Here is a 21,896-nt window from a genome sequence, read left to right as displayed (position 1 = left end):
CTCGCACCCAGGAGCCGCCATGCCCCTCAACCGACGTCTGTACCTGCTTCCGCTGGTCCTCGCGGGCCTCTCCCTCGCCGCCGGGGACACCGACGGGAAAGCGCCCCAGGCCTCCCATGCCAACACCTTCGGGATGAGCGTCCAGGCCGACCTGCCCCTCCGCGAACTGCAGGACAGCCTGGACCATCGGACGGGGTTCGGCCTCGGCCTGCAGTGGACGCACGACCACGGGGCCGCCCATGCCAGCCGCACGCGTCTGGAATTCAACGTCTTCCCTGAAAGCCAGCCCGTGGGGCCCACGGCGACCACCACCTACGCCAAGAACGTGGCGCTCAGCTTCGACCACCTCTTCCGCGTGAGCGAAGGACCCGCCCGCCTGTACCTCGTGGGCGGCCTCGGCGGCGCGCGCTGGACGCTCGAACAGAAGGCTCCCGCCTTTTCCTCCAACCTGACGACCACGAAACTCGCCGTCACCGCCGGCGTCGGCGTCCAGATGGCGAGGCAGCTGACCCTTGAGGCCCGCTACGTGGTCAGCGGCATCCAGAAGACCTTCGACGCCAACACCGTGCAGGTAAGCCTGGGCTGGCGGTTCTAGAGCCCGTACTCCGTCCAGCGCCGCGCGACCTTGTCCAGAAGGTCATCCGGAAACGCGAGGTCGCGCGGCCATTCCCGCGGAAAGCCGTCCCAGGGGCGGTTCTTGCGCGTGGCATCAATGCCCACTTTGCTGCCGAAGGCGAAGCGGTCGGCGCTGTGGTCCAGCACGTCCAGCGGGCCTTCCGTGAACAGCATGTCCCGCTTGGGATCCACGTTGCTGGTGAGGCGGAACAAGACCTCCGTCAGGTCGTGGGGATCGATGTCCTCGTCCACCACGACGATGCCCTTGGTGAACATGATCTGGCCCGTGCCCCAGATGGCGTTCATCACCTTCTGGGCGTGGCCGGGATACTCCTTCCGCATGGAGAGGATCACCAGGTTGTGGAAGGCCCCCGCCGCCGGCAGGTGCATGTCGCGGATCTCGGGGAGCACCATCCGCAGGAGCGGGAGGAAGATCCGCTCCGTGGCCAGGCCCAGGTAGGCGTCCTCCTGCGGCGGACGGCCCACGATGGTGGCGGGGAACACGGGATTCTTCCGCATGGTGATGGCTTCGACGTGCAGCATGGGGTAGTCGTCCGCCAGCGAGTAGTAGCCGGTGTGGTCGCCGAAGGGGCCCTCCCGGCGCAGCTCGCCGGGATTCACGTAGCCCTCGATCACGATCTCGCTGTCGGCGGGGACCTCCAGATCGTTCGTCACGCAGGGCACCATCTCCATGCCCTCGCCGCGCAGGAAGCCCGCGAACATCACTTCGCTGAGGAAGGGCGGCAGGGGGGCGGTGGCGGCGTAGGTCAGGGCGGGGTCGCCGCCGAAGCTCACGGCCACGGGCATCCGCTCGTCCCGGCCGTAGCCGTGGCGGTTCCGGGCGCCGTCGTGGTGAAGCTGCGTGTGGAAACCCAGGGTGCGGTCGTCGTAGACCTGCAGGCGGTAGAGGCCCGCGTTCCGGTGGCCCGTCTGCTTGTTGCGGGTGTGGCTCATCCCCAGGGTGATGAAGGGGCCGCCGTCCTCGGGCCAGGTGGTGAGCACCGGCAGGTCGGAGAGCTTCACCTGGTCGCCCTTGAGGACCACCTCCTGGCAAATGCCTTTGCGCACGGTCTTGGGCATCCAGTTGGACACCTCCGCCAGCACCGGCAGCTTGGCCAGCTTCTCGAAGAAGCCCGTCCCCGGCTTGGGCATGGCCTCCTGCACCAGCTTCTCGATGCGGTCAGCCACGGCGTCCAGGCCCCGCGGCTCCTTGTCCACGCCCAGGGCCATCTCCATCCGCTTGAGGCTGCCGAAGGCGTTCATCGCGACGGGCATCCGGTGGCCGGCGGGCTTCTCGAACAGGAGGGCCTTGCCCCCGCCCGGCTGCTTGGAAACCCGGTCCGCAATGGCGCCCATCTCCAGGTTCGGGTCCACCTCGACCCCGATCCGCGCCAGCTCGCCAGTGGCCTCGAGCCGCTTCAGGAAAGTCTGGAAATCAAGGCCCATCGCCATCCCCCGGGGAACCTTGATCCTACCCGGCCTCGCTCCCGTTCGGCCTCCGGGGGCGGCAAGGCCCCCCTTCGTCCCCACGGACCCACCGTTGGTCGAAAACCCTGGATCCCCCTCAAAGTCCGGGTTGATCCTGGGGGCATGGCGCATCCCAGCTACGTCCGGGCGAGGCCCGTTCTCTGGCTCCTCCAGGCCCTCCTGTTGGGGTCCGCCATCGGCCTCATCCTGGCGCTGGCCCTGGGGAGCCGCCTGTGGGACATCCGCCAGTCCATGACCATCGGCGCCATCTTCAGCACGGTGATGTGGGCCGGTTTCGACCTCGCGCCCCGGCCCCAGGAATGGCTGCCCTCCCATTGGAGCGTCTCGAGGGTGGGCTTCTTCGCCGTCCTTTGGATGGTGCTGCTGTACGTCGCGCTGCTGGCGATCACCTTCGGACTGGTGCGCCTGGCCACCGGCGTCAACCTCATGGGCTCCCGGTTCACCCTCGTCTCCAACTTCCTGGTCGGCCTGGCCATCTCGGCGGTCGTCGCCACCAAGGAGACCGTGGAGCACCACGTCCAGGCCAAGCGCGACCTGGCCCAAGCCGAGGCCCGCGCCAGCTTCCTGAGCCTGCAGGCCCAGCTTCAGCCCCACACCCTCTTCAACGCCCTCAACACCATCGCGGCGCTGATTCCCGAGGATCCCCGCCGCGCCGAAGAGGCCACGGAGCGGCTGTCCTCCTTCCTCCGTCGGATCCTCGGGGCCCTGGAGCATCCCGCGTGGAGCCTGCGGGAGGAGTTCCAACTGCTGGAGCAGCTCCTGGGCCTGGAGAAATTGCGCTTCGGCGACCGCCTGAGCTTCGACCTGCGGCTGGATCCCGCCATGGAAGCGCGCCCCGTCCAGCCGCTCCTGCTGCTGCCGCTGGTGGAGAACGCGCTCAAGCACGGCTTCCGCCCCAAAGTGGGACCCTGCCGCCTGAGCGTGGTGGCTGCCGACGGAAAAATCCGCATCGAGGACGACGGCGTGGGCCGCGCGCCCCAAGCCCCCGAAGGCCTTGGGCTGCGCACGGTGCGGGAGCGCCTGCAGGCGGCGGGCGGATCGCTCCACTGGCCGCCGGCCGCAGCGGGATGCGCTGTGGAAGTGAGGCTGTGATGCCCCTCCGCTACCTCCTCATCGAGGACGAACCCCCCGCCCGGTCCCGCCTCAAGCGCCTGGTGGCGGAGCTGGATCCCACCGCCGAGTGCGCGGGCGAGGCCGCCGACGGCGTGGCCGGATTGGCGCTTCTGCAGAGCACGCCCTCCGACCTGCTCTTCCTGGACATCGAATTCCCGCCGGACGGCGCCTTCGGTCTGCTTCGGAAGGCACGCGACCTGGGGCTCGTCCTGCCGCCCATCGCCTTCGTCACCGCCTTCGACCAGCATGCCCTGGAGGCCTTCCGGTGGGCCGCCTGCGACTACCTGCTGAAGCCCGTGGAGCGGAAGCGCTTGGCGGAAACGCTGGCCCGCACCCGGCCCCGCGCGACGGGGCTGGATCTCGGCGTGCTCATGCAGGCCCTGGAAGCCGCCCGCCGCAAGGACATGCCCGAGCGCTTCACCGTGCTCGTGAAGGGCCGGATTCTCGTGCTGGCCTGGTCCCAGGTGAGCCACCTCCGCACGGAGAACCGCCTGCTCTTCGTTCATACGCCCCAGGGCCGCTTCGTGCTGGACCGCAGCCTCGACGAGCTCGAGGGCCTGCTGGCGCCCCGCTTCTTTCGCACCCACCGCTCGGCCATGGTGGCGCTGGAGGCCATTCAGGAGCTGGTGCCGGATCCCGGCGGCACCGGGGAACTCCGCCTCCAGGATGGGGCGCGCGTCCCCGTGAGCCGCGACCGGATGTCCGACCTGCGCGCCCGGCTCGGGCACGCCTGAACCCGGTCCGTCCGGGAATTCCCGCCCCTCGTCCGCTGGCGCGGGCCCCGCCCTGTCCAGCTTCCCATCGTGGCTCCAGGCGCTCTCGCGCCCACCGGAGCCTTCATGCGACATGCGCTCGCCGCCCTTCCCGCCCTGGTCTGCGCCGCCCAGGAAGCCGATCTTCCCGCGCAATTGGCCCGCATCGAGGGCCTGCCGACGGAGCAGGTGCGGTCGCTCCAGGCGAAGCTGGCCCTGGATCCCGCCCCGGCGGCCAAGAAGGCCTATCACGAGCTGCACCTGGCCTACGTGCTGGCCAGCCGCACGCGCCAGGAGGATCCCAAGGGAAGCAAGGAGCTGGTGGAGCGCACGCTGAAGGCCTTCGAGCCCTCCCAGGATCCCGAATGCCGCGCCCTCGTGGGCGCCCTCCTCGGCCTCAAGATCAGCGCCTCTCCCGCGTCGGCCATCACCCTGGCCCCCAAGGCCATGGGGATCTTCAACGACGCCGCGGCCAAGGCGCCCGGGAGTCCCCGCGTGGCGCTATTGAGGGCCGTCCACCTCCTGCATACCCCGGCCTTCGCGGGGGGCGGCGCGAAGGTCGCCCTCCCCCTGCTGGAGGCCGCCGTGGCCCTGGCCGAGAAGGAGCCGGCTCCCCGGGATCCCTGGGCTCCCGCCTGGGGCCGCATCGAAAGCCTCGGCTGGCTGGCCTTCGCCCAGGCCCAGGACGGACAGGTCGCCGCCGCCAGGGGGACCGCGAACCGCGCCCTGGCCCTGGATCCCGGCAACGGCTTCGTGGCCCGCATGGTCCTGCCCCGGCTGGAGGGCAAATGACCGTGGCGATCCTTCCCGCGCTCCTTCAAGCCGCCCTGGAACTCAGCGGGGTGGTCCTCGGCCCCGGGGGCAAGCCCCTGGCGGGCGCCGCCGTGATGGTGGGCACCCGTCAGGCCCAGACGGACGCCAAGGGCCGCTTCACCCTGCCCCTCGACGCGCCCGGCCCGGTGGAAGCCCGCATCAGCGCCCCCGGCATGGACAGCCAGACGCGCATGGGCCAGCCCGGCGAGCCTTTGCTCGTGCTCCTGGTGCCCGCGCCGCAGGGCGCCGTGGTCGAGGTGGTGGAGGGCAGCGGCTACAGCAGCCAGGAGGGCGCGACGTCCACCCTGTCCCGCCTGGAGATCTACACCACGCCCGGCGCCGCGGCCGATGTCATGCAGGCTGCCAAGGGCCTGCCCGGCGTGAGCAACGCCAGCGAAGGCGCCGAACTCTTCGTCCGGGGCGGCAAGCCGGAGGAGGTGGGCATCTGGCTCAACGGGGGCCACCTGACCCGCCCCTTCCACCACCCGAACACCCAGGGCGGCATCTTCTCCGCCGTGGACACGGCCCTGGTGACCCGCGTGGACTTCATTCCCGGCGCCTTCTCCGCCCGCTACGGGGACGCCCTCTCCGCCGTGCTCGACATCTCCACGGACCAGCCCACGCCGGCGACCACCCGCACCCTTCTGCTCACCCTTCCCACCCAGGGGTTCTCCGCCGAACGGCCCGTGGGCGAGGGGCTGCTGCGGGCGTCCGTGCGCCGGTCGGATCCCGTGCTGCTGGACAAGTGGTACGGCCTGGCTTCCTCCTTCGAGGAATCGCCCCTCTCCCACGATGCGCAGCTCAACTGGCAGCAGCCCCTGGGCAGCGGACGGCTGGTGGCCACCGGCCTCTTCTCCCAGGACCACCTGGCCACGGACGTCACCATCGCCAACCTCCGGGACAGCTACCGCAACCGGAGCGAAACCCACTTCGGCGCCCTGCAGTGGAACGGCACGCTGGGCGACCGCGCGGGGCTCTCCCTCTCCGCCTCCGAAGGGCGCACCCACATCGTCTGGAGCTTCAACCACTGGGGCATCGACCAGGAAGAGCGCAGCCGTTCGGCCCGGGCCGAACTGACCGTGCCCTTCGGCGAGCGGTTGACCCTGGAAGGCGGACTGGATCTGGATCGCGGCCACGTGGATCCCGAAGGCGAGGTCCCCTTCGACCTGGCCAACTGGAACCCGGTCGCCGCCGCCCGCAGCTTCGCCTACGGCTTCGACACCACCCGCACGGGAACCTACCTCACGGCCCGCTTCCGGCTCTCCCCGAAATGGGGACTGTCGCTGGGAGGACGCCAGGACCGCTACGGCCTGGAAGGGGAGACCACCCACGACTTCCGCGGCACCCTGTCCTGCCTGATCGCCGAAGGCATCACCTTCCGCCTGGCCGGGGGCAGCTTCCATCAGGCTCCCCCGGCCTCCCAGATCGACCCCCACGCCGGCAACCCCGACCTGCGGATCATGCGCGCCACCCATGCCCTGGCCTCGCTGGACGCGGCCTGGCAGGGCGCCGCGGCCTGGAACCTGAGGCTGGAGCTCTACCGCAAGGACTACGACCGCCTCGTGGTGGAGGATCCGGTGGCGCGCTACCTGTCCACCGGCCGGGGCTACGCCCAGGGCGCCGACCTGCTGATGAAGGCCGCCCTGCCCGGCTGGCGGGGGTGGATCGGCTACGGCTACCTGGACACCGAACGGAAGGAAGACAAGCAGCTCGCCGTGGGCCCGGCCCCCACCAGCGTCCCCCACAACCTCACGGCCGTCTCCAGCCATACATTGGCCCCCGGCTGGGAGCTGGCGGGGACCTTCCGCTACGCCAGCGGGTCCCCGGTGACGCCCATCCTGGGCGCCACCCCCAATCCCGGCGGCGGGTGGGATCCCATCGAAGGTGCCCAGTACTCCGATCGCCTGCCGGTCTATCGCCGGGTGGACGTCCGCCTGACCCACCTGTTCAGCCTTCGGGGCCTCAACGGCGTGGTCTTCGGCGAGGTCATGAACCTGCTGGCCCGCCACAACGCCGCCGCCTACGTCTACACCCCCGACTTCAGCGAACGGCGCGTCAGCGAAAGCTACTTCAGCCGGCGCATCCTCGTGGCGGGGCTCACCCTGAGCTGGTGAAGCGGGCGGCCGAAACGCGCCCGATTCAGGATTTTTCTTTGAGCTGACAGGCTTTTTCCCGCATACTGATCGACCTTGCCCTGGCCATGGGCCCCCAAGCGCGTCCGATGGACTGCCGCCCATGCGCCCCAATCAAAGAGGTTTTCATGTACGCAATCATCAAGACCGGCGGGAAGCAGTACCGCGTCACCGAAGGCGACGTTCTCCGCGTGGAAACGCTGGAGCAGGAGCCCAAGCAGGCCGTCACCTTCGATCAGGTGCTCCTCATCGACAACGACGGCGACCTGAAGGTGGGCAAGCCCACTCTGGCCGGCGCCACGGTCGAGGCCGAGGTCATCACCCATGACCGCGCCAAGAAGGTGATCATCTTCAAGAAGAAGCGCACCACCACCTACCAGCGCACCCAGGGCCACCGCCAGAACTTCACCGAGGTCCGCATCAAGGCCATCAAGGGCTGATGCTGTCCGGGGGTTCCGCGCTGCGCGCACACCCCCGGAGCCCCCGATGCTCGCCCGGGTAAAACCCGCGCTCGCATCCTCTCCCAGTCCACGATTCCGCATCTAAATGAGGTACTTCCATGGCTCACAAAAAAGGCGTAGGTTCCAGCCGCAACGGTCGCGATTCCCACTCCCAGCGCCTCGGCGTGAAGGAATTCGGCGGTGAGCAGGTCACCGGCGGTTCCATCCTGGTCCGCCAGCGCGGCACCAAGTTCAAGGCCGGCATCAACGTCGGCATGGGCAAGGACCACACGCTGTTCGCCCTCATCGACGGCAAGGTCCGTTTCCAGGACAAGGGCCAGTCCGGCCGCTTCATCCACATCGATCCCATCGAGGGGTGAATGTCGTCCGGGGGTTCCGCGCTTGCGCGCACACCCCCGGAGCCCCCGCACACAGGCCGGGCAGAGCCCGGCCTGTGTGCATTCCCTAGTCGATCCGCCCTTCTCCGCTCATCGCTCCCCTAGGCCTTCCCATGTTCCTTGATCACGTTCAGCTCCGCGTCGCCGCCGGTCACGGCGGGTCCGGCGCCATGAGCTTCCGCCGCGAGAAGTTCGCCCCCGAGGGCGGGCCCGACGGCGGCGACGGGGGCAAGGGCGGTTCCGTGTTCCTCCGGGCCAACCGGGCGCTCAACACCCTCAACCCCTACCGCCACAAGCGCGAGTTCGCCGCCGACCGTGGGCGCCAGGGCGAAGGCTCCCTGCGCCACGGGAAGGACGGCGTGGACATCCTGCTGGAAGTCCCCCTGGGCACCCTGGTGAAGGACGGGGACACGGGCGAGGTCCTGGCGGAGCTGCTGGAGCACGGGCAGGACGTGTGCGTGGCCCGCGGCGGCCGCGGCGGTCTGGGCAACACCCACTTCAAGAGTTCCACCAACCGCACGCCCCGCCACCACCAGCCGGGCGAAGAGGGCGAGGCCCGCGCGCTCGACCTGGAGCTGAAGCTGATCGCGGACGTGGGCCTGGTGGGGTTCCCCAACGCGGGAAAGAGCACCCTGGTGAGCCGCCTGAGCGCGGCCCGGCCCAAGATCGCCGACTATCCCTTCACCACCCTGGAGCCCCAGCTCGGCGTGGTGAGCCTCGACCGCTTCGGCGGCGACGTGCTCGACAGCTGGGTCATCGCCGACATCCCCGGCCTCATCGAGGGCGCGGCGGGCGGCGCGGGCCTGGGCATCCAGTTCCTCCGCCACGTCGAGCGGACCCGGGTGCTGCTGCACCTGGTGGACCTGTCGGATCCGGTGACGGAGCCCGTCGACGCGATCCGGATCATCGAAGGCGAGGTGGAGACCTTCAGCCCCGTCCTCGCCGCCAAGCCCCGGTGGCTGGTGGGCACCAAGCTGGACGCGCTCCAGGACGACGCCCGGCGCGAGGCCTTCGAGGCCCTGTGCGCGGCGCGCGGCCAGAAGCCCATCTTCATCTCCGGCGTCACCGGCGAGGGCCTGCGCGAACTGGCCTTCGGGGTGGACGGGCTTCTCAAGGGCGGCTCCGGCTTCGCCGTCGACGAAGAGGACCGGTGAGACGCATCGGCCTGCTCGGAGGGGCGTTCAATCCCCCGCACGAAGGCCACCTCAAGTTGGCGCGCCTGGCGCTGGCGCACCTCGGCCTCGACGAACTGCGCTTCGTGCCCACCGCCGTCAGCCCCCACAAGCCCGATCCGGGCGGCCCGGACCTCCAGGCCCGGCTGCGCCTCCTGGACGAGGCCCTGCGCGCCTTCGATCCCGCCTGCCGGGTGGAGACCCTGGAACTGGAGCGGGGCGGTACCAGCTACACCGTGGACACCCTGGAGGCCCTCACCGCCCGCGAGCGGGACGCGGCGTGGATCCTCGTGATGGGCAGCGACCAGCTGCCCGGCCTTTCCGCCTGGCGGCGGGCCGAGCGGATCTTCGAGCTGGCCTCCGTCGCCGTGGCCCTCCGCCCCGGCGCGGACACCCCCGCCCTGCCCGCGATCGCCGGACTCCATCCCGTCGCGGCGTGGTCCGGCGCCCCCGGCGAACTCGTCCCCCTTCCCGCCACGGAGCTGGACCTCGCGTCGAGCGATCTCCGCCTGCGCCTGGCGCAGGATCCCGCCCATGATCCGGAAGGCATTCCGTCCCAAGTTATGACTGCCATCCGCGCCGAAAACCTGTATCGTTAGCCTGCTCTGGAGCCCGCATGACCCTTGATTCCCGGCTCGCGACCGTCGTCGAGGCCGCCCGGTCCAAGAAAGCCTTCCGCATCCGCCTCCTGGACGTGAGGGACATCGCCAGCTTCACCGACGTCTTCGCCTTCATGAGCGGAGGCAGCGACCGCCAGAACCGCGCCATCGCGGAGGCGGTGGAGGACGCGCTCAAACTCACGGGGGAACGCCCCATCTCCCGCGAGGGGGAGACCAACGGCAACTGGGTTCTGCTCGATTACGGCAACCTCGTCGTCCACGTCATGGACGAGGAGACCCGCCGCCATTACAACCTGGAGGGCCTCTGGAGCGCCGGCCGCGATCTGGAGCTGCCCGCCGAGACCCACCCCGCGTCCGACGCCCGCCCCTAGGGGAGACCTCCATGTCCACCGCCCAGCCCAACGCTTTCGAGGCCATGCAGGCCCGCCTGCGGGTCGCTTCCCAGCTCTACGGGCTGGACGACGCGCTCTTCAAGGTGTTCATGGCCCCCAGCCGCTCGATGATCGTGAGCCTGCCGGTGCTCATGGACAACGGGCAGTGGGAGGTGTTCACCGGCTACCGCGTGCAGCACAACGTGGCCCGGGGCCCCGCCAAGGGCGGCATCCGCTACGACCTCAACGTCACCCTCGACGAGGTCAAGGCCCTCAGCGCGTGGATGACCTGGAAGACCGCCGTGGTGGACGTCCCCTTCGGCGGCGGCAAGGGCGGGATCGTCTGCGATCCCACGCGCCTCAGCCTCGGCGAGAAGGAGCGGCTCACCCGCCGCTACATCGCCGAGATCATGGACATCATCGGCCCCGACCGCGATGTGCCGGCGCCGGACATGGGCACCGACGCGCAGACCATGGCCTGGGTGCTCGACACCTATTCCATGCACGTCCGCCGCACGGAGAACGCGGTGGTCACGGGCAAGCCCCTGGGCTTGGGCGGCAGCCTGGGACGCACGGAAGCCACGGGCCGCGGGATCCTCATCACCGCCCGCGAGGCCATGCAGCGGCTAGGCAAGCCCCTCGCCGGCGCCACGGTGGCCGTGCAGGGCTTCGGGAACGTCGGCAGCCAGGCCGCGCGCCTCCTGCACGAGGCCGGCGCCCGCGTGGTGGCCGTCAGCGACATCAACGGCGCCGTCAAGAACGACCGCGGCCTGGACATCCACGCCCTCCTCCGGTACGCGATGGAAGCGCGCACCGTGGCCGGGTTCAAGGGCGCGGAGCCCATGGACGCCTCCAGCCTCCTCACCCATCCGGTGGACATCCTCGTGCCCGCCGCCTCCGAGAACCAGATCACCGAAGCCAATGCCGCCCAGGTGCGGGCCAAGGTCATCGTCGAAGGCGCCAACGGCCCCACCACGCCCGAGGCCGATCCCATCCTGCTGGAGCACGGCGTCCTGGTGGTGCCGGACATCCTGGCCAACGCGGGCGGCGTCACCGTCAGCTACTTCGAGTGGGTGCAGAACCGCCAGGGCTTCTACTGGCGCGAGCGCGAAGTGAACGAGCGGCTGGTGGACTACATGACCCACGCGTTCCAGGCCACCTTCGCCACCACCGACAAGTACCAGACCAACCCCCGCATCGGCGCCTACATCCTCGCGCTCGACCGCGTGGCCCAGGCCATGAAGTACCGCGGGTTCTACGCCTAGCCATTGGAGGGCGGGACTCCCGCGCAGCCCATGCCCCTTTCCGCCCGCCTCGTTCCGGCCGCCCTGTTCGCCGCGGCCCTGTCGGCGCAGACGCCCATCGGCTCGCTGATCGCCGAGCAGTCCCGGAGCGCCTTCACGGTGGAGGGCGCCGGGGCGCGGGCCATGGGCCTGGGCGGCGCCTTCATCGCCGTGGCGGACGACGCGACGGCGGTGTCGTTCAATCCCGCCGGGCTGGCCCAGCTCCTGGATCCCGAAGTGAGCTTCGTGGCCCGGGGCCTCCAGCGGAACGTGTCCTACGAGGACTTCGAGACCCGCGGCCGCCGGCGGGCGCTCGCCGTGTCCGACGCCCTGGCGAGCAGCACGCGCTTCGACCCCCTGTTCGTCTCGGCCACGGCGCCGGTGCGGGTGGCGGGGCGGAACCTGGTGGTCCAGCTCTCCGTCCAGCGCGCCATCGCCCTCGGTGAACACGACGACCGCACCCTCCAGGAGACCCCGGAGGCCGACAGCGGCAGCCTTCCCGCGCGGCTCACCCAGGGCATCAACCAGTCCGGCCAGATCGACCTCTACTCCGTCGCCGTGGCCTACGAACTGTCCCAGCGCGTGCTCTTCGGCGTGGGCTACAACCAGTGGCGCGGCCGGTGGGACGTCTCCTCCGCCAGCCTTCGCACCTCTCCCGCCCGGGAAACCGCCGTGGACTTCCACCAGTCCAGCGCCCTCGACGGCGACAACTTCAACGTGGGGCTCATCTGGCGCTGGCCCACCTGGAGCGTGGGCCTGGTGAGGCGGACGGGCTTCCACGCCGACTACACCTTCGCCACCCAGGTGACCGCCAACCTGCCCGGCCTGGACGTCGCCACGCCCCCCATCCGGACGGGGCTCCACTGGCCCGCGGCCACGGGCGCGGGACTGGCCCTCCGGCCCGCGGAGCGGTGGCTGGTCACCGCGGACGTCACGCACACCCTGTGGGCCAGCGCCCGCTACATGTCCGCTTCGCCGGGCCTGAACGGGCTCAGCTTCTTCGACCTGGACCGGGAGACCCGCACCCCGAACGTCACCACCGCCCACGTGGGCGTGGAGCACCTGTGGATCACCGGCGGGAACGCCATCGTTCCCCTGCGCGCGGGCCTCAGCCGCGAGCCCCAGCCCCTGGTGGACACCATCACCGGCGAGCAGCGCGTGATCTACCGCGCCTCCCTGGGCAGCGGGTTCAAGCGGGGCCGGACCGGCGTGGACCTGGCCTACCGCTACGGCTGGTCCACCCGCCGCGCCTCGCAGTTCCTGGAGGTGGACCAGCTCCTGTCCCGCACCCCGCCCACCTCCGTGGGCATGGAGCGCATCCGCGAGCACCGCCTGGACGTCTCGTTCATCCACACCTTCGACCGGGGCCCCGTGGACCGGGCGCTGCGCTACCTGTTCGTGGGCGATTGATGCGTCCGCTGCGGTGGTTCCTGGTGGCCGCGCCCCTCCTCGCCCAGCAGCAGCCCACCTTCTACGCCGCCTGGCAGGACGGGCTGGAGGCCGAGCAGGCGGGACGCTGGGCGGAGGCCGCCGCCGCGTTCCGTCGCGCCATCCTCCTCCGCCCCGAGCCGGCGGAACGGGTCGTCACCTATGGGAACCACCTGCTGGTGGGCTACTTTCCCCGCACCCATCTCGCCCGCTGCCTGATCGAGCTGCGGGACCTGGACGCCGCTGAGGCTGAGCTGAAACAGGCGGGCGCCGAGCCCCGGGCGGCCCGGGAGGCGCTGGTCCAGCGCCTCAATGACCTGCGGCCCCGCAGTTCGCCGGCCGCCCCCGTCCGTGCGGAGCCCCCACCCGTTCCCCAGCCGGCCCCCGCCACAGAGCCGCCGCTGCCGTCCGTCTCCACCGACGCGCCCCGCTCCGTCCCCGAGCCCGGCCCGTCGACGCCTTCCCTCCCGGCCTCGCCTCCCCATGAGGCGCCCCGCGCGGAAGGCCCCGGGCCCGCGCCGGAACGCGCCCTTCCGGCGCCGCCCCAGGAGCCCGCCCGCCCCCTTCCCTGGACGGCGCTGGGCCTGGGCGGCGCCGCGATCGCCGCGACCGCGTGGCTCTGGATGCGCCGGCGCCTGCGGAACCGCCCAGCGCCCTTCGCCTCCCTCCGCCATCTGCCCGCGGACCTGGGGCCCTACCGCCTGGAGCGGCTGCTGGGGAGCGGCGGCTTCGCCGACACCTATTTCGCCCGCCACCGCCGGACGGGCGGAGCCGTGGCCCTGAAGGTGCCCCATCCGCACCGGGCGCAGGATCCGGCCTTCCGGGCGCGGTTCCACCAGGAGGCCCAGCTCGGCGCGCGCCTCGACCATCCCAACCTCGTCCGCATCCTCGATCCGGGGCGGCCCGACGACCCACCCTACCTGGCGATGGAATACCTCCCGGGCCGCACCCTGGAGGCGCGGCTGGGGGACGGGCCCCTTCCCCTCGCGGAAGCCGTGGACATCGCGCTCGGCGTGGCCGGCGCCATGGCCCACGCCCATGCCCACGGCGTCGTCCACCGCGACCTCAAGCCGGGCAACGTCATGCTCGCCGCCGAAGGCCCCCGCGTGATGGACCTGGGCATCGCCCGGGTGATGGACGCGGCCACGGTGACCACCACCTACGCCTTCCTGGGAACGCCGCTCTACGCCGCGCCGGAGGCCCAGGTCCGCACGCACGTGGGACCGGCCGCGGACCGCTACAGCTTCGGCGTGATCCTGTTCCACATGCTCGCCGGCGCTCCGCCCTTCGAGGGAAACACGCCATTCCAGATCCTGGAGCGCCACCGCCACGCCCCGCCGCCGGATCTCGCGGAGCGGCGCCCCGACGTTCCCCCGGCCCTGGCGCGGCTGGTGGCTCGCCTGCTCGACAAGGAGCCGGACCAGCGGCCGGAGGACGGCGAGATCCTGCGTGTCCTGGCCGAGGTTTCCGAAGGGCTCGTACCCATGAGCGATCAAGACCCAGGCTTTTTTTCACCACCACGACACCAAGGCACCAAGAACAGCTTTCCCCACTGAGGCTGCGTTTCTTGGTGCCCTTAGCGTCTTGGGGGTGATCTTTAGCTTTGAATGCAAAGCGGTATCAGCGCCCCTCCGCCCGCCGCAGCGCCGCGGGGTTGAGCACCAACACTGGCGCCCGACTCCGCAGGGAGGGACGGAGGATCGAGGCGGCGGTGGGGCGCACGGTTCCCGGCGCGGCCGCCGCAAGTTCGGCCGTCCACCACTGGGGTTCCACCAGCGCCGCCACGGGGCGGTCCGAGGCCAGTTCCCGGCCGAGGGTCGCGGCGTCGTCCGCCATGGGAAGGGGATGGCGCAGCCGCAGGCTGGCGAAGCCCAGCTGGGTCTCGGACAGCCGGCCCCCCACCACCCGCGTCCCCGCCCGCTCCAGCCGGAGTGCGGCGGCATAGGGATCCGCCAGGGGCGCCCAGTTCTCCCGGTCCCACTGGGGCACGGCGAACACCAGGAACACCACGAGGAAGCCGGTCCATTGGGCCATCGCCAGGTCCAGGGCGCCGGGGAAATCCCGCCGCCACAGGAGGCGCAGCGACAGGACGCTCAGCACCAGGGAGGCCGCCGCCATGGTCAGCGCCGCGGGCCACGGCAGGCCGGCCCGGTCCATCACCACCCAGGGGAAGCCGACGCCCAGGATCCCGACCAGCAGGAAGGTGAGCCCCAGCACCGCCATCAGGGTGCGATCCACCCGCCGCCGGGCCCGGGGGACGCGCGTGTCCAGCCACAGGGCGGCGTGGACGAAGGAGATGGGGAACACGGGGAGGATGTAGACCATCCGCTTCTCCGCAGAGAAGGAGAGGAGCAGCAGGATCAGCCCGAAGGCCAGCGGCAGGAAGTAGCTGCGCGGCGAGAGGTGGTGCCGCCGGCGGCGGGGGAGGGCCGAGCCGAGGGCCGCGACCCAGATCCCCAGCCAGGGGAGCAGGTTCCCCGGCACGCGCTGGACGTAGAACAGGAAGGGCTCGACATGTTCCCCCAGCCGCCCCGTGCGGGGCACCAGGTTCGGGTCCGCCAGGAAGCGGCCCACGGTGTTCCGCACGAACACTTCCGTCAGGAACTCCCGCCCGCCCCGGAGGCCCAGGGGCACCGCCCAGCCCAGGGCCAGCAGCACCGCCGCCGCCATGCCCGCGTTGGGGCGGAGGAAGGCCCGCAGCAGTTCCGGATTCCGCTCGATGAGCAGGGTCGCCGCCACGGGGAGGGCCACCAGGACGGGACCCACCAGCCCCTTCGCCAGGAAGGCCAGGCCCAGGCTGGCCCAGAACCAGGGCACCCAGCGGGCGCGGTAGGCCGGCTCCACCAGGGCGAGAAAGGCCAGGCCCAGGCTGAAGCTCACCGCCGCCGTGAGCGCCATGTCCACCACGGCCATGTGGCCCACCTGGAAGAACAGGACGCCCGTGCCCACCATGAACCCCGCCCAGCCGCCGGCCCGCGCGGAGCTGAGGCGCCAGCCCAGGAAGCTGCTCCACGCCACCGTCGCCAGGGCCAGCAGGGCCGAGGGCAGGCGGAGGGCCCAGGGATCGAAGCTGCCCGTCGCGCGGCACACCAGGGCGCCCAGGGCGTAGAACAGCGGCGGCTTCTCCAGGTACGGCTGGCCGTTGAGGGTGGGCACGATCCAATCGCCGCTGCTGGCCATCTCGCGGACGATCCCGCCGACGTAGGGCTCGTGGTAGTCCCACAGCTCGTGGTTCCCCAGCCCCAGGCCGGACAGCAGCAGCGCCGCCGCGAGGGTCCACGCCAGCGTCCGCCAGCCCAGGATGCGGCGCCCGCTCACCTTGAGCGTCGCCATGGCGTGGACGTGGAAAGGAGTGCGGAGCATCGCTCCAGTCTAGGGTCTCGCGGGGATCGGCCGCGCGGGCTGGAGCGTCCAGTCCCGGATTCCCAGTTCCGTCAGGGCGGCGCGCATCCGCTGGAGGTCCGGCTCCTGCAGGAAGGTCGGATCCACGGTGGTGCGGACCTGGAAGGGGATTCCCTCCGCGAGCAGGTGCTCCAGGCTCCGCCGCGCGGCCTTGCCGCTGCCCGGGGCGCCCGTCAGCGCGTCGTAGCGCTCCCAGGGCGCCTTGACGTCGAAGCCCACCCACGCGAGGTCGGGAAGAACGCGCCGGAAGGCCTCCGGATCGCTGCCGCCCGTGTGCAGGCCCACCGCGTAGCCGAGGCCCCGGACCCGCGCCACGGCTTCCGGAAGGGCGGGCTGGAGGAGCGGCTCGCCCCCGGAGAACACGACGCCCTCCAGCAGCCCCCGCCGCTTTTCCAGGAGGGCGAGGACGGCGGTCCAGTCAGGACCGGAGTCCAGATCGGAGTCCGGTCCCTGGAGGTGCGCGTTGTGGCAATAGCCGCACCTCCAGGGGCATCCGCGGCAGAAGACGACAGCGGCGTGGCGCCCGGGGAAATCCACGGTGGTGAAGGGCACGAAGCCGCCGACGGCGAGGGTTCCCATGGATTCACACCGCTTGTAATCGAAAGGATCAAGGATCACCACCAAGGCACCAAGAAGAGCTTTCTTCAACGTTGATGAAGTTCTTGGGGTGGAGAGTGCCGTGTCCGGAAGGAATGAAAGCTGAGGAGAGCTGAGGGACGGAGGAGATCGGAGAGACATTCATCCGCTTTCCTTGGCCGCTCGGCGCTCCTCCGCTTTGGATGTGGCTTTTCTCGATGTTCGGAAGATCGTGGTTGGCGGGGCTTCGCCAGTCCCTGATCGCCCTGGCCCTCAGACGGCGGCCGGCTCCGCGAAGCACTGGCGCTCGGCGTACTCGCCCTGCTTCCCGGGATTGAAGGTGGACTTGGGGCGGTGGTAGCCCATGACGCGGGTCCAGACTTCGCAGGGCTGGCGCCGGCCTTCGCCTTCGCAGGTGGGGCAGGTTTCCCGCTCGCCCGACAGGTAGCCGTGGGTTGGGCAGATGGAGAAGGTGGGCGTCACGGTGAGGTAGGGGACGGCGAAGCGGCTGAGGGCCTTGCGCACCAGGCGCTTGCACGCCTCGGCGCTGGAGAGCCGCTCGCCCATGTAGAGGTGGAGCACGGTCCCGCCCGTGTACTTCCGCTGGAGGGCCTCCTGGTGCTCCAGGGCTTCGAACGGATCGTCCGTGTGGCCCACGGGCAGCTGGGAGGAGTTGGTGTAGTAGGGCTGCTCGTCCGTCCCCGCCTGGAGGATGCCCGCGTGGCGCACGCGATCCTCCTTGGCGAAGCGGTAGGTGGCGCCTTCCGCGGGCGTCGCCTCCAGGTTGTAGAGGTGGCCGGTCTCCTCCTGGAACGCCGTCATCCGGGCGCGGACGTGGTCCAGGAACCGCAGGGCGAAGGCCTTGCCCCAATCGCCCTCGATGCCCTCCACGTCGCCGCTGAAGTTGCGGATCATCTCGTGCAGGCCATTCACGCCGATGGTCGAGAAGTGATTCCGCAGCGTCCCCAGATAGCGGCGCGTGTAGGGGAAGAGGCCACCGTCCATCAGGCGCTGGATCTCCTTGCGCTTGATCTCCAGCGACGTCCTCGCCAAGTCCAGCAGTTCGTCCGCCCGCCGCAGCAGCGCCGCCTCGTCGCCGGGGAACAGGAAGCCCAGCCGGGCGCAGTTGAGGGTCACCACGCCCACGGAGCCCGTCTGCTCCGCGCTGCCGAACAGGCCGTTGCCCCGCTTCAGCAGCTCCCGCAGGTCCAGCTGCAGCCGGCAGCACATGGAGCGCACCATCCGCGGCTCCAGGTCCGAGTTCAGGAAGTTCTGGAAGTAGGGCAGGCCGTACTTCCCGGCCATCTCGAACAGCAGGTCCACGTTGGGGGACTCCCAGGGGAAGTCCTTGGTGATGTTGTAGGTGGGGATGGGGAACGTGAACGCGCGGCCCTTGAGGTCGCCCGCCATCATCACTTCGAGGTAGGCGCGGTTGATGAGGTCCATCTCCGCCTGGAGGTCGCCGTAGGTGAAGGGCATCTCCTTGCCGCCGATGCGCGGCACCTGCGCCGCCAGATCCTCGGGACAGGTCCAGTCGAAGGTGAGGTTGGTGAAGGGCGTCTGGGTGCCCCACCGCGACGGCACGTTCAGGTTGTAGATCAGCTCCTGGATGCACTGCCGGACTTCGCCGTAGCCCAGGTTGTCCTTCCGGACGTAGGGCGCCAGGAAGGTGTCGAAGGAGCTGAAGGCCTGGGCGCCGGCCCACTCGTTCTGGAGGGTGCCGAGGAAGTTCACGATCTGGCCCACGGCGCTGGACAGGTGCCGCGGCGGCCCCGCCTCCACCTTGTCGGGGATCCCGTTCAGGCCCTCGTCCAGCAGGGTCCGCAGGGACCAGCCCGCGCAGTAGCCGGCCAGCATGTCCAGGTCGTGGACGTGGAGGTCCGCGTTCCGGTGGGCCTGGCCCACTTCCGGCGGGTAGATGTGGTTCAGCCAGTAGTTCGCCACCACCTTCCCCGACACGTTGAGGATCAGCCCGCCCAGGGAATAGCTCTGGTTGGCGTTGGCGCTCACCCGCCAGTCCAGGCGGTCCAGGTACTCGTTCACGGACGAGGCCACCTCCACCACCGTCCGCTTGTCCTGCCGCGCCCGGGCCCGCTGCTCGCGGTAGACGGCGTAGGCGCGGGCGGTGCGGAAGTGGTTGGCGGTGATCAGGGCCTGCTCCACCACGTCCTGGATCTGCTCCACCCCCGGGGCCTCCGCCGCGCGCCGATGGGACAGCACCTTCACCGCCTGGGCCGCGAGCAGGCGGGCCTCCTCGGCGCCGAACTCGCCGCAGGCGGCGCCCGCCCGCTGGAGCGCGGACAGGATCCGGGCCGCGTCGAAGGGCGCCGTCCGCCCGTCCCTCTTCCGCACGAACACGGGCGCGGCGGGCTCCAGCACGCTGGACGGGCGGTCCTCCGGAAGGGTGGACGGGGACATGGAACCTCCTGGTCCGCGGCGGCGCGGACAATCGATGGGAGATGGGAACGGGACCCGCCGGCCGCGAAGGCGGCGGATGGGCCGAACGGATGGAACTGGGATTTCGCCGCCGCCGTTTTCCCTCGAAACGACGAGCGCCGCCGGAGGGCGGATCCATGGCAGGTCTTCGGGCTGGGGGGCGCTCTGGTAGCCAGGTTCCTCGGATCCCGCTTCCCAGCCCGCGCGGGGCCAGTGCTTATGGATCCTCGTTCCCCCTTACCGCTGCGGGGCAGCGCCGGATTCGCACCGGCTTCCCTTTTGGAAACCCGGGAGACCCGGGCTCACCATGGAGTAGACCCCAAGATGTAGTGGATGCCGTCGATGGTCAACCCTAAATCTGGGATCAGAACACCCGCAGCAGGGCCAGGAACCCGTTCACGCCCTTCACGCCCGCGATGTCGCTCTGGACGCCCACGCCCAGGTCCATCCGGACCGCCGTGAAGATCCAGAAGCCCGGCAGGTCGCCCGTGAACCCCACGCCCGTCATCCCGTAGGTCCGGCCGTCGTCCAGGCTGCGCGCCCGGGCGTGCTCCAGGCTGACGGAGAGGCGGAGGTTCGGCCCCGTGGGAATGGCGAGGGCGGTCTTGACGTAGGTCTGGCGATCCGACACCAGCGCGTTGGCGCGGATGCCCGCCACCCGGGCGGCGCCCCCCACGGCGCCCACGTCCAGCCCCTTGAAGCGGTCGAAGCCCTCGCCCGAGGCCCAGCCCGCTTCGCCGTGGAACCAGACGCCCGGCCTCACCTCGCGGTCCAGGCCGAGGCTCGCGCCCCAGCGGCGGAAACCTCCGCCGTCCGGCACGGCCTGGGGATCCGCCGGGGTGCCGTAGATGCCGTCGGGCCGCCGGCCCCAGCCGTGGAAGGCCTGCACCTGGAAGCCGCGGAACAGCCACGAGCCCTGGAGGGTGCCCATCTTCGTCAGCCCCGAAGGAGGAAGGGCGTAATCCGGCGTGCGGTACTTGGAATCGCCCAGGCTGTAGTCGTCGTACACGAAGTCCCCGCGGCCCTCCAGCCGGAAGCCCAGGCCCAGGTCGCGCCCCAGCTCCACGCCCAGCGAGCCGAAGCGATGGCCCACGCCGTCCCGATCCGCCAGCTTGCCGTTCACCACGGGCCGCTCCGTCCCCTTCAGCAGCAGGGCGGAGGCGTTGGCACTCACGTCGAACCCGCCCAGGCCGCGCGGAATGGCGAGGCTGGCGGTGTTGAACACGGCTGCGGTGAGGGCGTTCAGCTGGATGCCCTTGCCGAAGGCGTTGTAGTCGAAGTAGACCAACCCCGCCAGGGGGATCACGGGCGGCTCCAGCCCCGGATCCACCAGGACCAGCCCCGCGGCGGCGCGGCCGTTGCTCTTGGGCTTCTCTTCGATCTTGCGGGTGCCGTCCGGCTGGCGCGTGAAGTAGCGGGCGCCCCCGGGCGTCACCTTGAGCATGGTGGCGCCGGACTCCCGGGCCGCGGACCGGGCCGCGTCGAAGCCCCCGCCGTTCACCTCGAAGTCGCGGTAGGTGAACCGCCGCTGCACCTGCACCATGCCGCCGGCGCTCACCCACCGCTCGAAGGTCTGAACCGCCACGGGCCGCCACACGCCGGGCACGGCTTCGCCGTAGGTGAGGATCTCGCGCTCGCTCTTGACGGTGCCCGGCAGGTCCACGCGCTCACGCCGCTCCACCAGGATCCGGCCGGTGGCCTCGTCCACCTCCAGCTCGCCGCGGTACAGGAGGGGATCCACGCCCGCAGGCTCGAACCGCAGCAGGCGCCGACCGGGCCCGGCGGATCCGCCGTCGCGGTAGCGGTAGCGCTCCGTCAGCCCCAGAGCCACGGGCAGCGCCATGGACTGGCGGCTCTCGATGAGCGGAAGCTGCACCTCGCCGTCCAGCTTGGCGGTGACGCCGTTGAGCCGGACCTCCTTCTGCAGCAGCTCGGGCCATTCGCCCGCCCGCTCGAAATAGCCGAAGGTGAAGCCCAGGTCCCCGCCCGCCCCGCGGGTGCCCTGGATGTGGAGGTCGAGGTCGGCCTTGGCCTGCACCGTCCGCACCGCGGCCCGTCCCCGGAGCTGGGCCGCCCGGACCTTGGCCAGCAGGGCGCCCACGTCGTAGGTCTCCGCCGCCGTCACCGTCACTTCGTGGCGGGTCTTGGGCAGAGTCGCGGAGGACCACGCGCCCTGGGCGAACGTCCAGCGCCGGGCCTCGCCGGCCGGATTCCGCAGGGTCAGGTCCGCGGGGCCTCCCTCGACGTCCTCGAATCCCTGCGGCAATTCCGCCGCCAGCCGCGCGCCGGGGCCGCCCGCGGGCACCACCACGCGCCCGCCGTCGCCGAGGAGCACCGACACCAGCGCGCCGGGATCGGAGGGCAGCCACAGCGTCCACGGCCGGCCCGGAAAGCTGTCCTGGGCCCGGGTGAGCTGCTCCCGCCAGCGGCCCGGATCCAGGTTCAGGTCCGACGGCACCAGCGCCCCGCCGTCCACGGCGCCCCAGGCCGTCTCGTCCAGCAGGGGCGCGGCCTGGGCGTCGAAGCCCACGTAGAGCCGCTGGCTCGGGGCCTGCGCCTTCAGCGCCTGGGACGCCGCCAGCAGCAGCGGAAGGCGACCGTCGCCGGAGGGGAGGAGGATCCGCACCGACGGCGCGTCCTTCAGCCCCGCCACCAGCGGCGTCCACCGCTGCCGGACGGCTTCCACCTGGCCCGCGTCGCGGGCGTCCTTCGGCAGCAGCGCCGCGCTGTCCGCCTGCCGCAGGTCGAGGGTCAGGGGCTGGGGCACGCCGGTCCGCAGGGGAGCGGGCGCCGGGGACTGCGCGGCCAAACTGAGGGCGAGGACGGGAATCGAAGCAAACGGGCGACGCGGCACGCG

Annotated in this window: 18 protein-coding genes and 1 riboswitch; of the genes, 13 read left to right on the top strand and 5 right to left on the bottom strand. The window is 71.0% G+C overall.

The genetic code is table 11. The annotated features are described in order from the left end of the window. The first annotated feature begins 19 nt into the window (after positions 1–19). Positions 20–595, top strand: coding sequence for an outer membrane protein (locus RAH39_RS01330; RefSeq protein WP_306591001.1), 576 nt, complete (start codon positions 20–22; stop codon positions 593–595). Here the strand turns inward: RAH39_RS01330 and RAH39_RS01325 are convergent. Continuing rightward, complete coding sequence (locus RAH39_RS01325; protein WP_306591000.1) at positions 592–2,061, bottom strand: menaquinone biosynthesis decarboxylase; 1,470 nt, start codon at positions 2,059–2,061, stop codon at positions 592–594. The two genes, RAH39_RS01330 and RAH39_RS01325, sit on opposite strands and share 4 nt — an antisense overlap. Before the next feature lie 144 nt (positions 2,062–2,205). Here RAH39_RS01325 and RAH39_RS01320 point away from each other — a divergent pair, with 144 nt between their 5' ends. From RAH39_RS01320 to RAH39_RS01265, 12 genes are all read left to right on the top strand, one after another. Next, positions 2,206–3,195, top strand: coding sequence for a sensor histidine kinase (locus RAH39_RS01320; RefSeq protein WP_306590998.1), 990 nt, complete (start codon positions 2,206–2,208; stop codon positions 3,193–3,195). Next, on the top strand, positions 3,195–3,950 hold the full coding sequence (locus tag RAH39_RS01315) for a LytR/AlgR family response regulator transcription factor (RefSeq protein WP_306590997.1): 756 nt from the start codon (positions 3,195–3,197) through the stop codon (positions 3,948–3,950). Before RAH39_RS01320 ends, RAH39_RS01315 begins: the two co-directional genes overlap by 1 nt. A gap of 105 nt (positions 3,951–4,055) precedes the next feature. After that, complete coding sequence (locus RAH39_RS01310; RefSeq protein ID WP_306590996.1) at positions 4,056–4,760, top strand: tetratricopeptide repeat protein; 705 nt, start codon at positions 4,056–4,058, stop codon at positions 4,758–4,760. After that, positions 4,757–6,895, top strand: a complete 2,139-nt coding sequence (locus tag RAH39_RS01305) for a TonB-dependent receptor (protein WP_306590995.1) — start codon at positions 4,757–4,759, stop codon at positions 6,893–6,895. The genes RAH39_RS01310 and RAH39_RS01305 overlap by 4 nt, the downstream gene beginning before the upstream one ends. A 146-nt stretch (positions 6,896–7,041) precedes the next feature. Next, positions 7,042–7,353, top strand: coding sequence for a 50S ribosomal protein L21 (gene rplU / locus RAH39_RS01300; protein WP_306590994.1), 312 nt, complete (start codon positions 7,042–7,044; stop codon positions 7,351–7,353). A 119-nt stretch (positions 7,354–7,472) separates the two neighbouring features. Further along, a complete protein-coding gene (gene rpmA, locus RAH39_RS01295) occupies positions 7,473–7,733 on the top strand; it encodes a 50S ribosomal protein L27 (protein WP_285576631.1) in 261 nt (86 codons plus the stop codon). Positions 7,734–7,864: 131 nt separating this feature from the next. Further along, complete coding sequence (gene obgE, locus RAH39_RS01290) at positions 7,865–8,905, top strand: GTPase ObgE (RefSeq protein WP_306590993.1); 1,041 nt, start codon at positions 7,865–7,867, stop codon at positions 8,903–8,905. Continuing rightward, positions 8,902–9,522 (top strand): nicotinate (nicotinamide) nucleotide adenylyltransferase, encoded by a 621-nt coding sequence (nadD, locus tag RAH39_RS01285; RefSeq protein ID WP_306590992.1) that lies wholly within the window; start codon positions 8,902–8,904, stop codon positions 9,520–9,522. The genes obgE and nadD overlap by 4 nt, the downstream gene beginning before the upstream one ends. 17 nt (positions 9,523–9,539) lie before the next feature. Beyond that, complete coding sequence (gene rsfS, locus RAH39_RS01280) at positions 9,540–9,914, top strand: ribosome silencing factor (RefSeq protein WP_306590991.1); 375 nt, start codon at positions 9,540–9,542, stop codon at positions 9,912–9,914. 11 nt (positions 9,915–9,925) lie between these two features. Further along, entirely contained in the window at positions 9,926–11,179 is a 1,254-nt protein-coding gene (locus tag RAH39_RS01275) for a Glu/Leu/Phe/Val family dehydrogenase (protein WP_306590990.1), read from the top strand. A 30-nt stretch (positions 11,180–11,209) separates the two neighbouring features. Continuing rightward, on the top strand, positions 11,210–12,607 hold the full coding sequence (locus RAH39_RS01270) for an OmpP1/FadL family transporter (protein ID WP_306590989.1): 1,398 nt from the start codon (positions 11,210–11,212) through the stop codon (positions 12,605–12,607). Beyond that, positions 12,607–14,181, top strand: coding sequence for a serine/threonine-protein kinase (locus tag RAH39_RS01265; RefSeq protein ID WP_306590988.1), 1,575 nt, complete (start codon positions 12,607–12,609; stop codon positions 14,179–14,181). Before RAH39_RS01270 ends, RAH39_RS01265 begins: the two co-directional genes overlap by 1 nt. A 64-nt stretch (positions 14,182–14,245) precedes the next feature. On the opposite strand, the gene RAH39_RS01260 is transcribed toward RAH39_RS01265, so the two are convergent. The 4 genes from RAH39_RS01260 to RAH39_RS01245 form a co-directional block, all read right to left on the bottom strand. After that, complete coding sequence (locus RAH39_RS01260; protein WP_306590987.1) at positions 14,246–15,988, bottom strand: glycosyltransferase family protein; 1,743 nt, start codon at positions 15,986–15,988, stop codon at positions 14,246–14,248. Positions 15,989–15,997: 9 nt separating this feature from the next. Then, positions 15,998–16,606: an anaerobic ribonucleoside-triphosphate reductase activating protein gene (locus RAH39_RS01255; RefSeq protein WP_306590986.1), complete on the bottom strand. Its 609-nt coding sequence runs from the start codon at positions 16,604–16,606 to the stop codon at positions 15,998–16,000. A gap of 270 nt (positions 16,607–16,876) precedes the next feature. Continuing rightward, positions 16,877–19,021: a ribonucleoside triphosphate reductase gene (locus tag RAH39_RS01250; protein ID WP_306590985.1), complete on the bottom strand. Its 2,145-nt coding sequence runs from the start codon at positions 19,019–19,021 to the stop codon at positions 16,877–16,879. A gap of 139 nt (positions 19,022–19,160) precedes the next feature. Beyond that, positions 19,161–19,364: riboswitch (cobalamin riboswitch) on the bottom strand. 39 nt (positions 19,365–19,403) lie between these two features. Further along, complete coding sequence (locus RAH39_RS01245) at positions 19,404–21,893, bottom strand: hypothetical protein (protein ID WP_306590984.1); 2,490 nt, start codon at positions 21,891–21,893, stop codon at positions 19,404–19,406. Positions 21,894–21,896: the final 3 nt, after the last annotated feature.

Origin of the sequence: Geothrix sp. 21YS21S-4 (assembly GCF_030845995.1) — a bacterium.
Classification (GTDB): domain Bacteria; phylum Acidobacteriota; class Holophagae; order Holophagales; family Holophagaceae; genus Geothrix.
Note: the sequence above shows the minus strand (reverse complement) of the source record. Positions and strands in the feature narration are given on the sequence as shown.

Excerpts from the sequence above, each read along its gene's own strand:
- RAH39_RS01330 (WP_306591001.1), top strand. The coding sequence starts at position 20 with ATGCCCCTCAACCGACGTCTGTACCTGCTTCCGCTGGTCCTCGCGGGC.
- RAH39_RS01325 (WP_306591000.1), bottom strand. The coding sequence starts at position 2,061 with ATGGGCCTTGATTTCCAGACTTTCCTGAAGCGGCTCGAGGCCACTGGC.
- RAH39_RS01320 (WP_306590998.1), top strand. The coding sequence starts at position 2,206 with ATGGCGCATCCCAGCTACGTCCGGGCGAGGCCCGTTCTCTGGCTCCTC.
- RAH39_RS01315 (WP_306590997.1), top strand. The coding sequence starts at position 3,195 with ATGCCCCTCCGCTACCTCCTCATCGAGGACGAACCCCCCGCCCGGTCC.
- RAH39_RS01310 (WP_306590996.1), top strand. The coding sequence starts at position 4,056 with ATGCGACATGCGCTCGCCGCCCTTCCCGCCCTGGTCTGCGCCGCCCAG.
- RAH39_RS01305 (WP_306590995.1), top strand. The coding sequence starts at position 4,757 with ATGACCGTGGCGATCCTTCCCGCGCTCCTTCAAGCCGCCCTGGAACTC.
- rplU (WP_306590994.1), top strand. The coding sequence starts at position 7,042 with ATGTACGCAATCATCAAGACCGGCGGGAAGCAGTACCGCGTCACCGAA.
- rpmA (WP_285576631.1), top strand. The coding sequence starts at position 7,473 with ATGGCTCACAAAAAAGGCGTAGGTTCCAGCCGCAACGGTCGCGATTCC.
- obgE (WP_306590993.1), top strand. The coding sequence starts at position 7,865 with ATGTTCCTTGATCACGTTCAGCTCCGCGTCGCCGCCGGTCACGGCGGG.
- rsfS (WP_306590991.1), top strand. The coding sequence starts at position 9,540 with ATGACCCTTGATTCCCGGCTCGCGACCGTCGTCGAGGCCGCCCGGTCC.
- RAH39_RS01275 (WP_306590990.1), top strand. The coding sequence starts at position 9,926 with ATGTCCACCGCCCAGCCCAACGCTTTCGAGGCCATGCAGGCCCGCCTG.
- RAH39_RS01270 (WP_306590989.1), top strand. The coding sequence starts at position 11,210 with ATGCCCCTTTCCGCCCGCCTCGTTCCGGCCGCCCTGTTCGCCGCGGCC.
- RAH39_RS01265 (WP_306590988.1), top strand. The coding sequence starts at position 12,607 with ATGCGTCCGCTGCGGTGGTTCCTGGTGGCCGCGCCCCTCCTCGCCCAG.
- RAH39_RS01260 (WP_306590987.1), bottom strand. The coding sequence starts at position 15,988 with ATGCTCCGCACTCCTTTCCACGTCCACGCCATGGCGACGCTCAAGGTG.
- RAH39_RS01255 (WP_306590986.1), bottom strand. The coding sequence starts at position 16,606 with ATGGGAACCCTCGCCGTCGGCGGCTTCGTGCCCTTCACCACCGTGGAT.
- RAH39_RS01250 (WP_306590985.1), bottom strand. The coding sequence starts at position 19,021 with ATGTCCCCGTCCACCCTTCCGGAGGACCGCCCGTCCAGCGTGCTGGAG.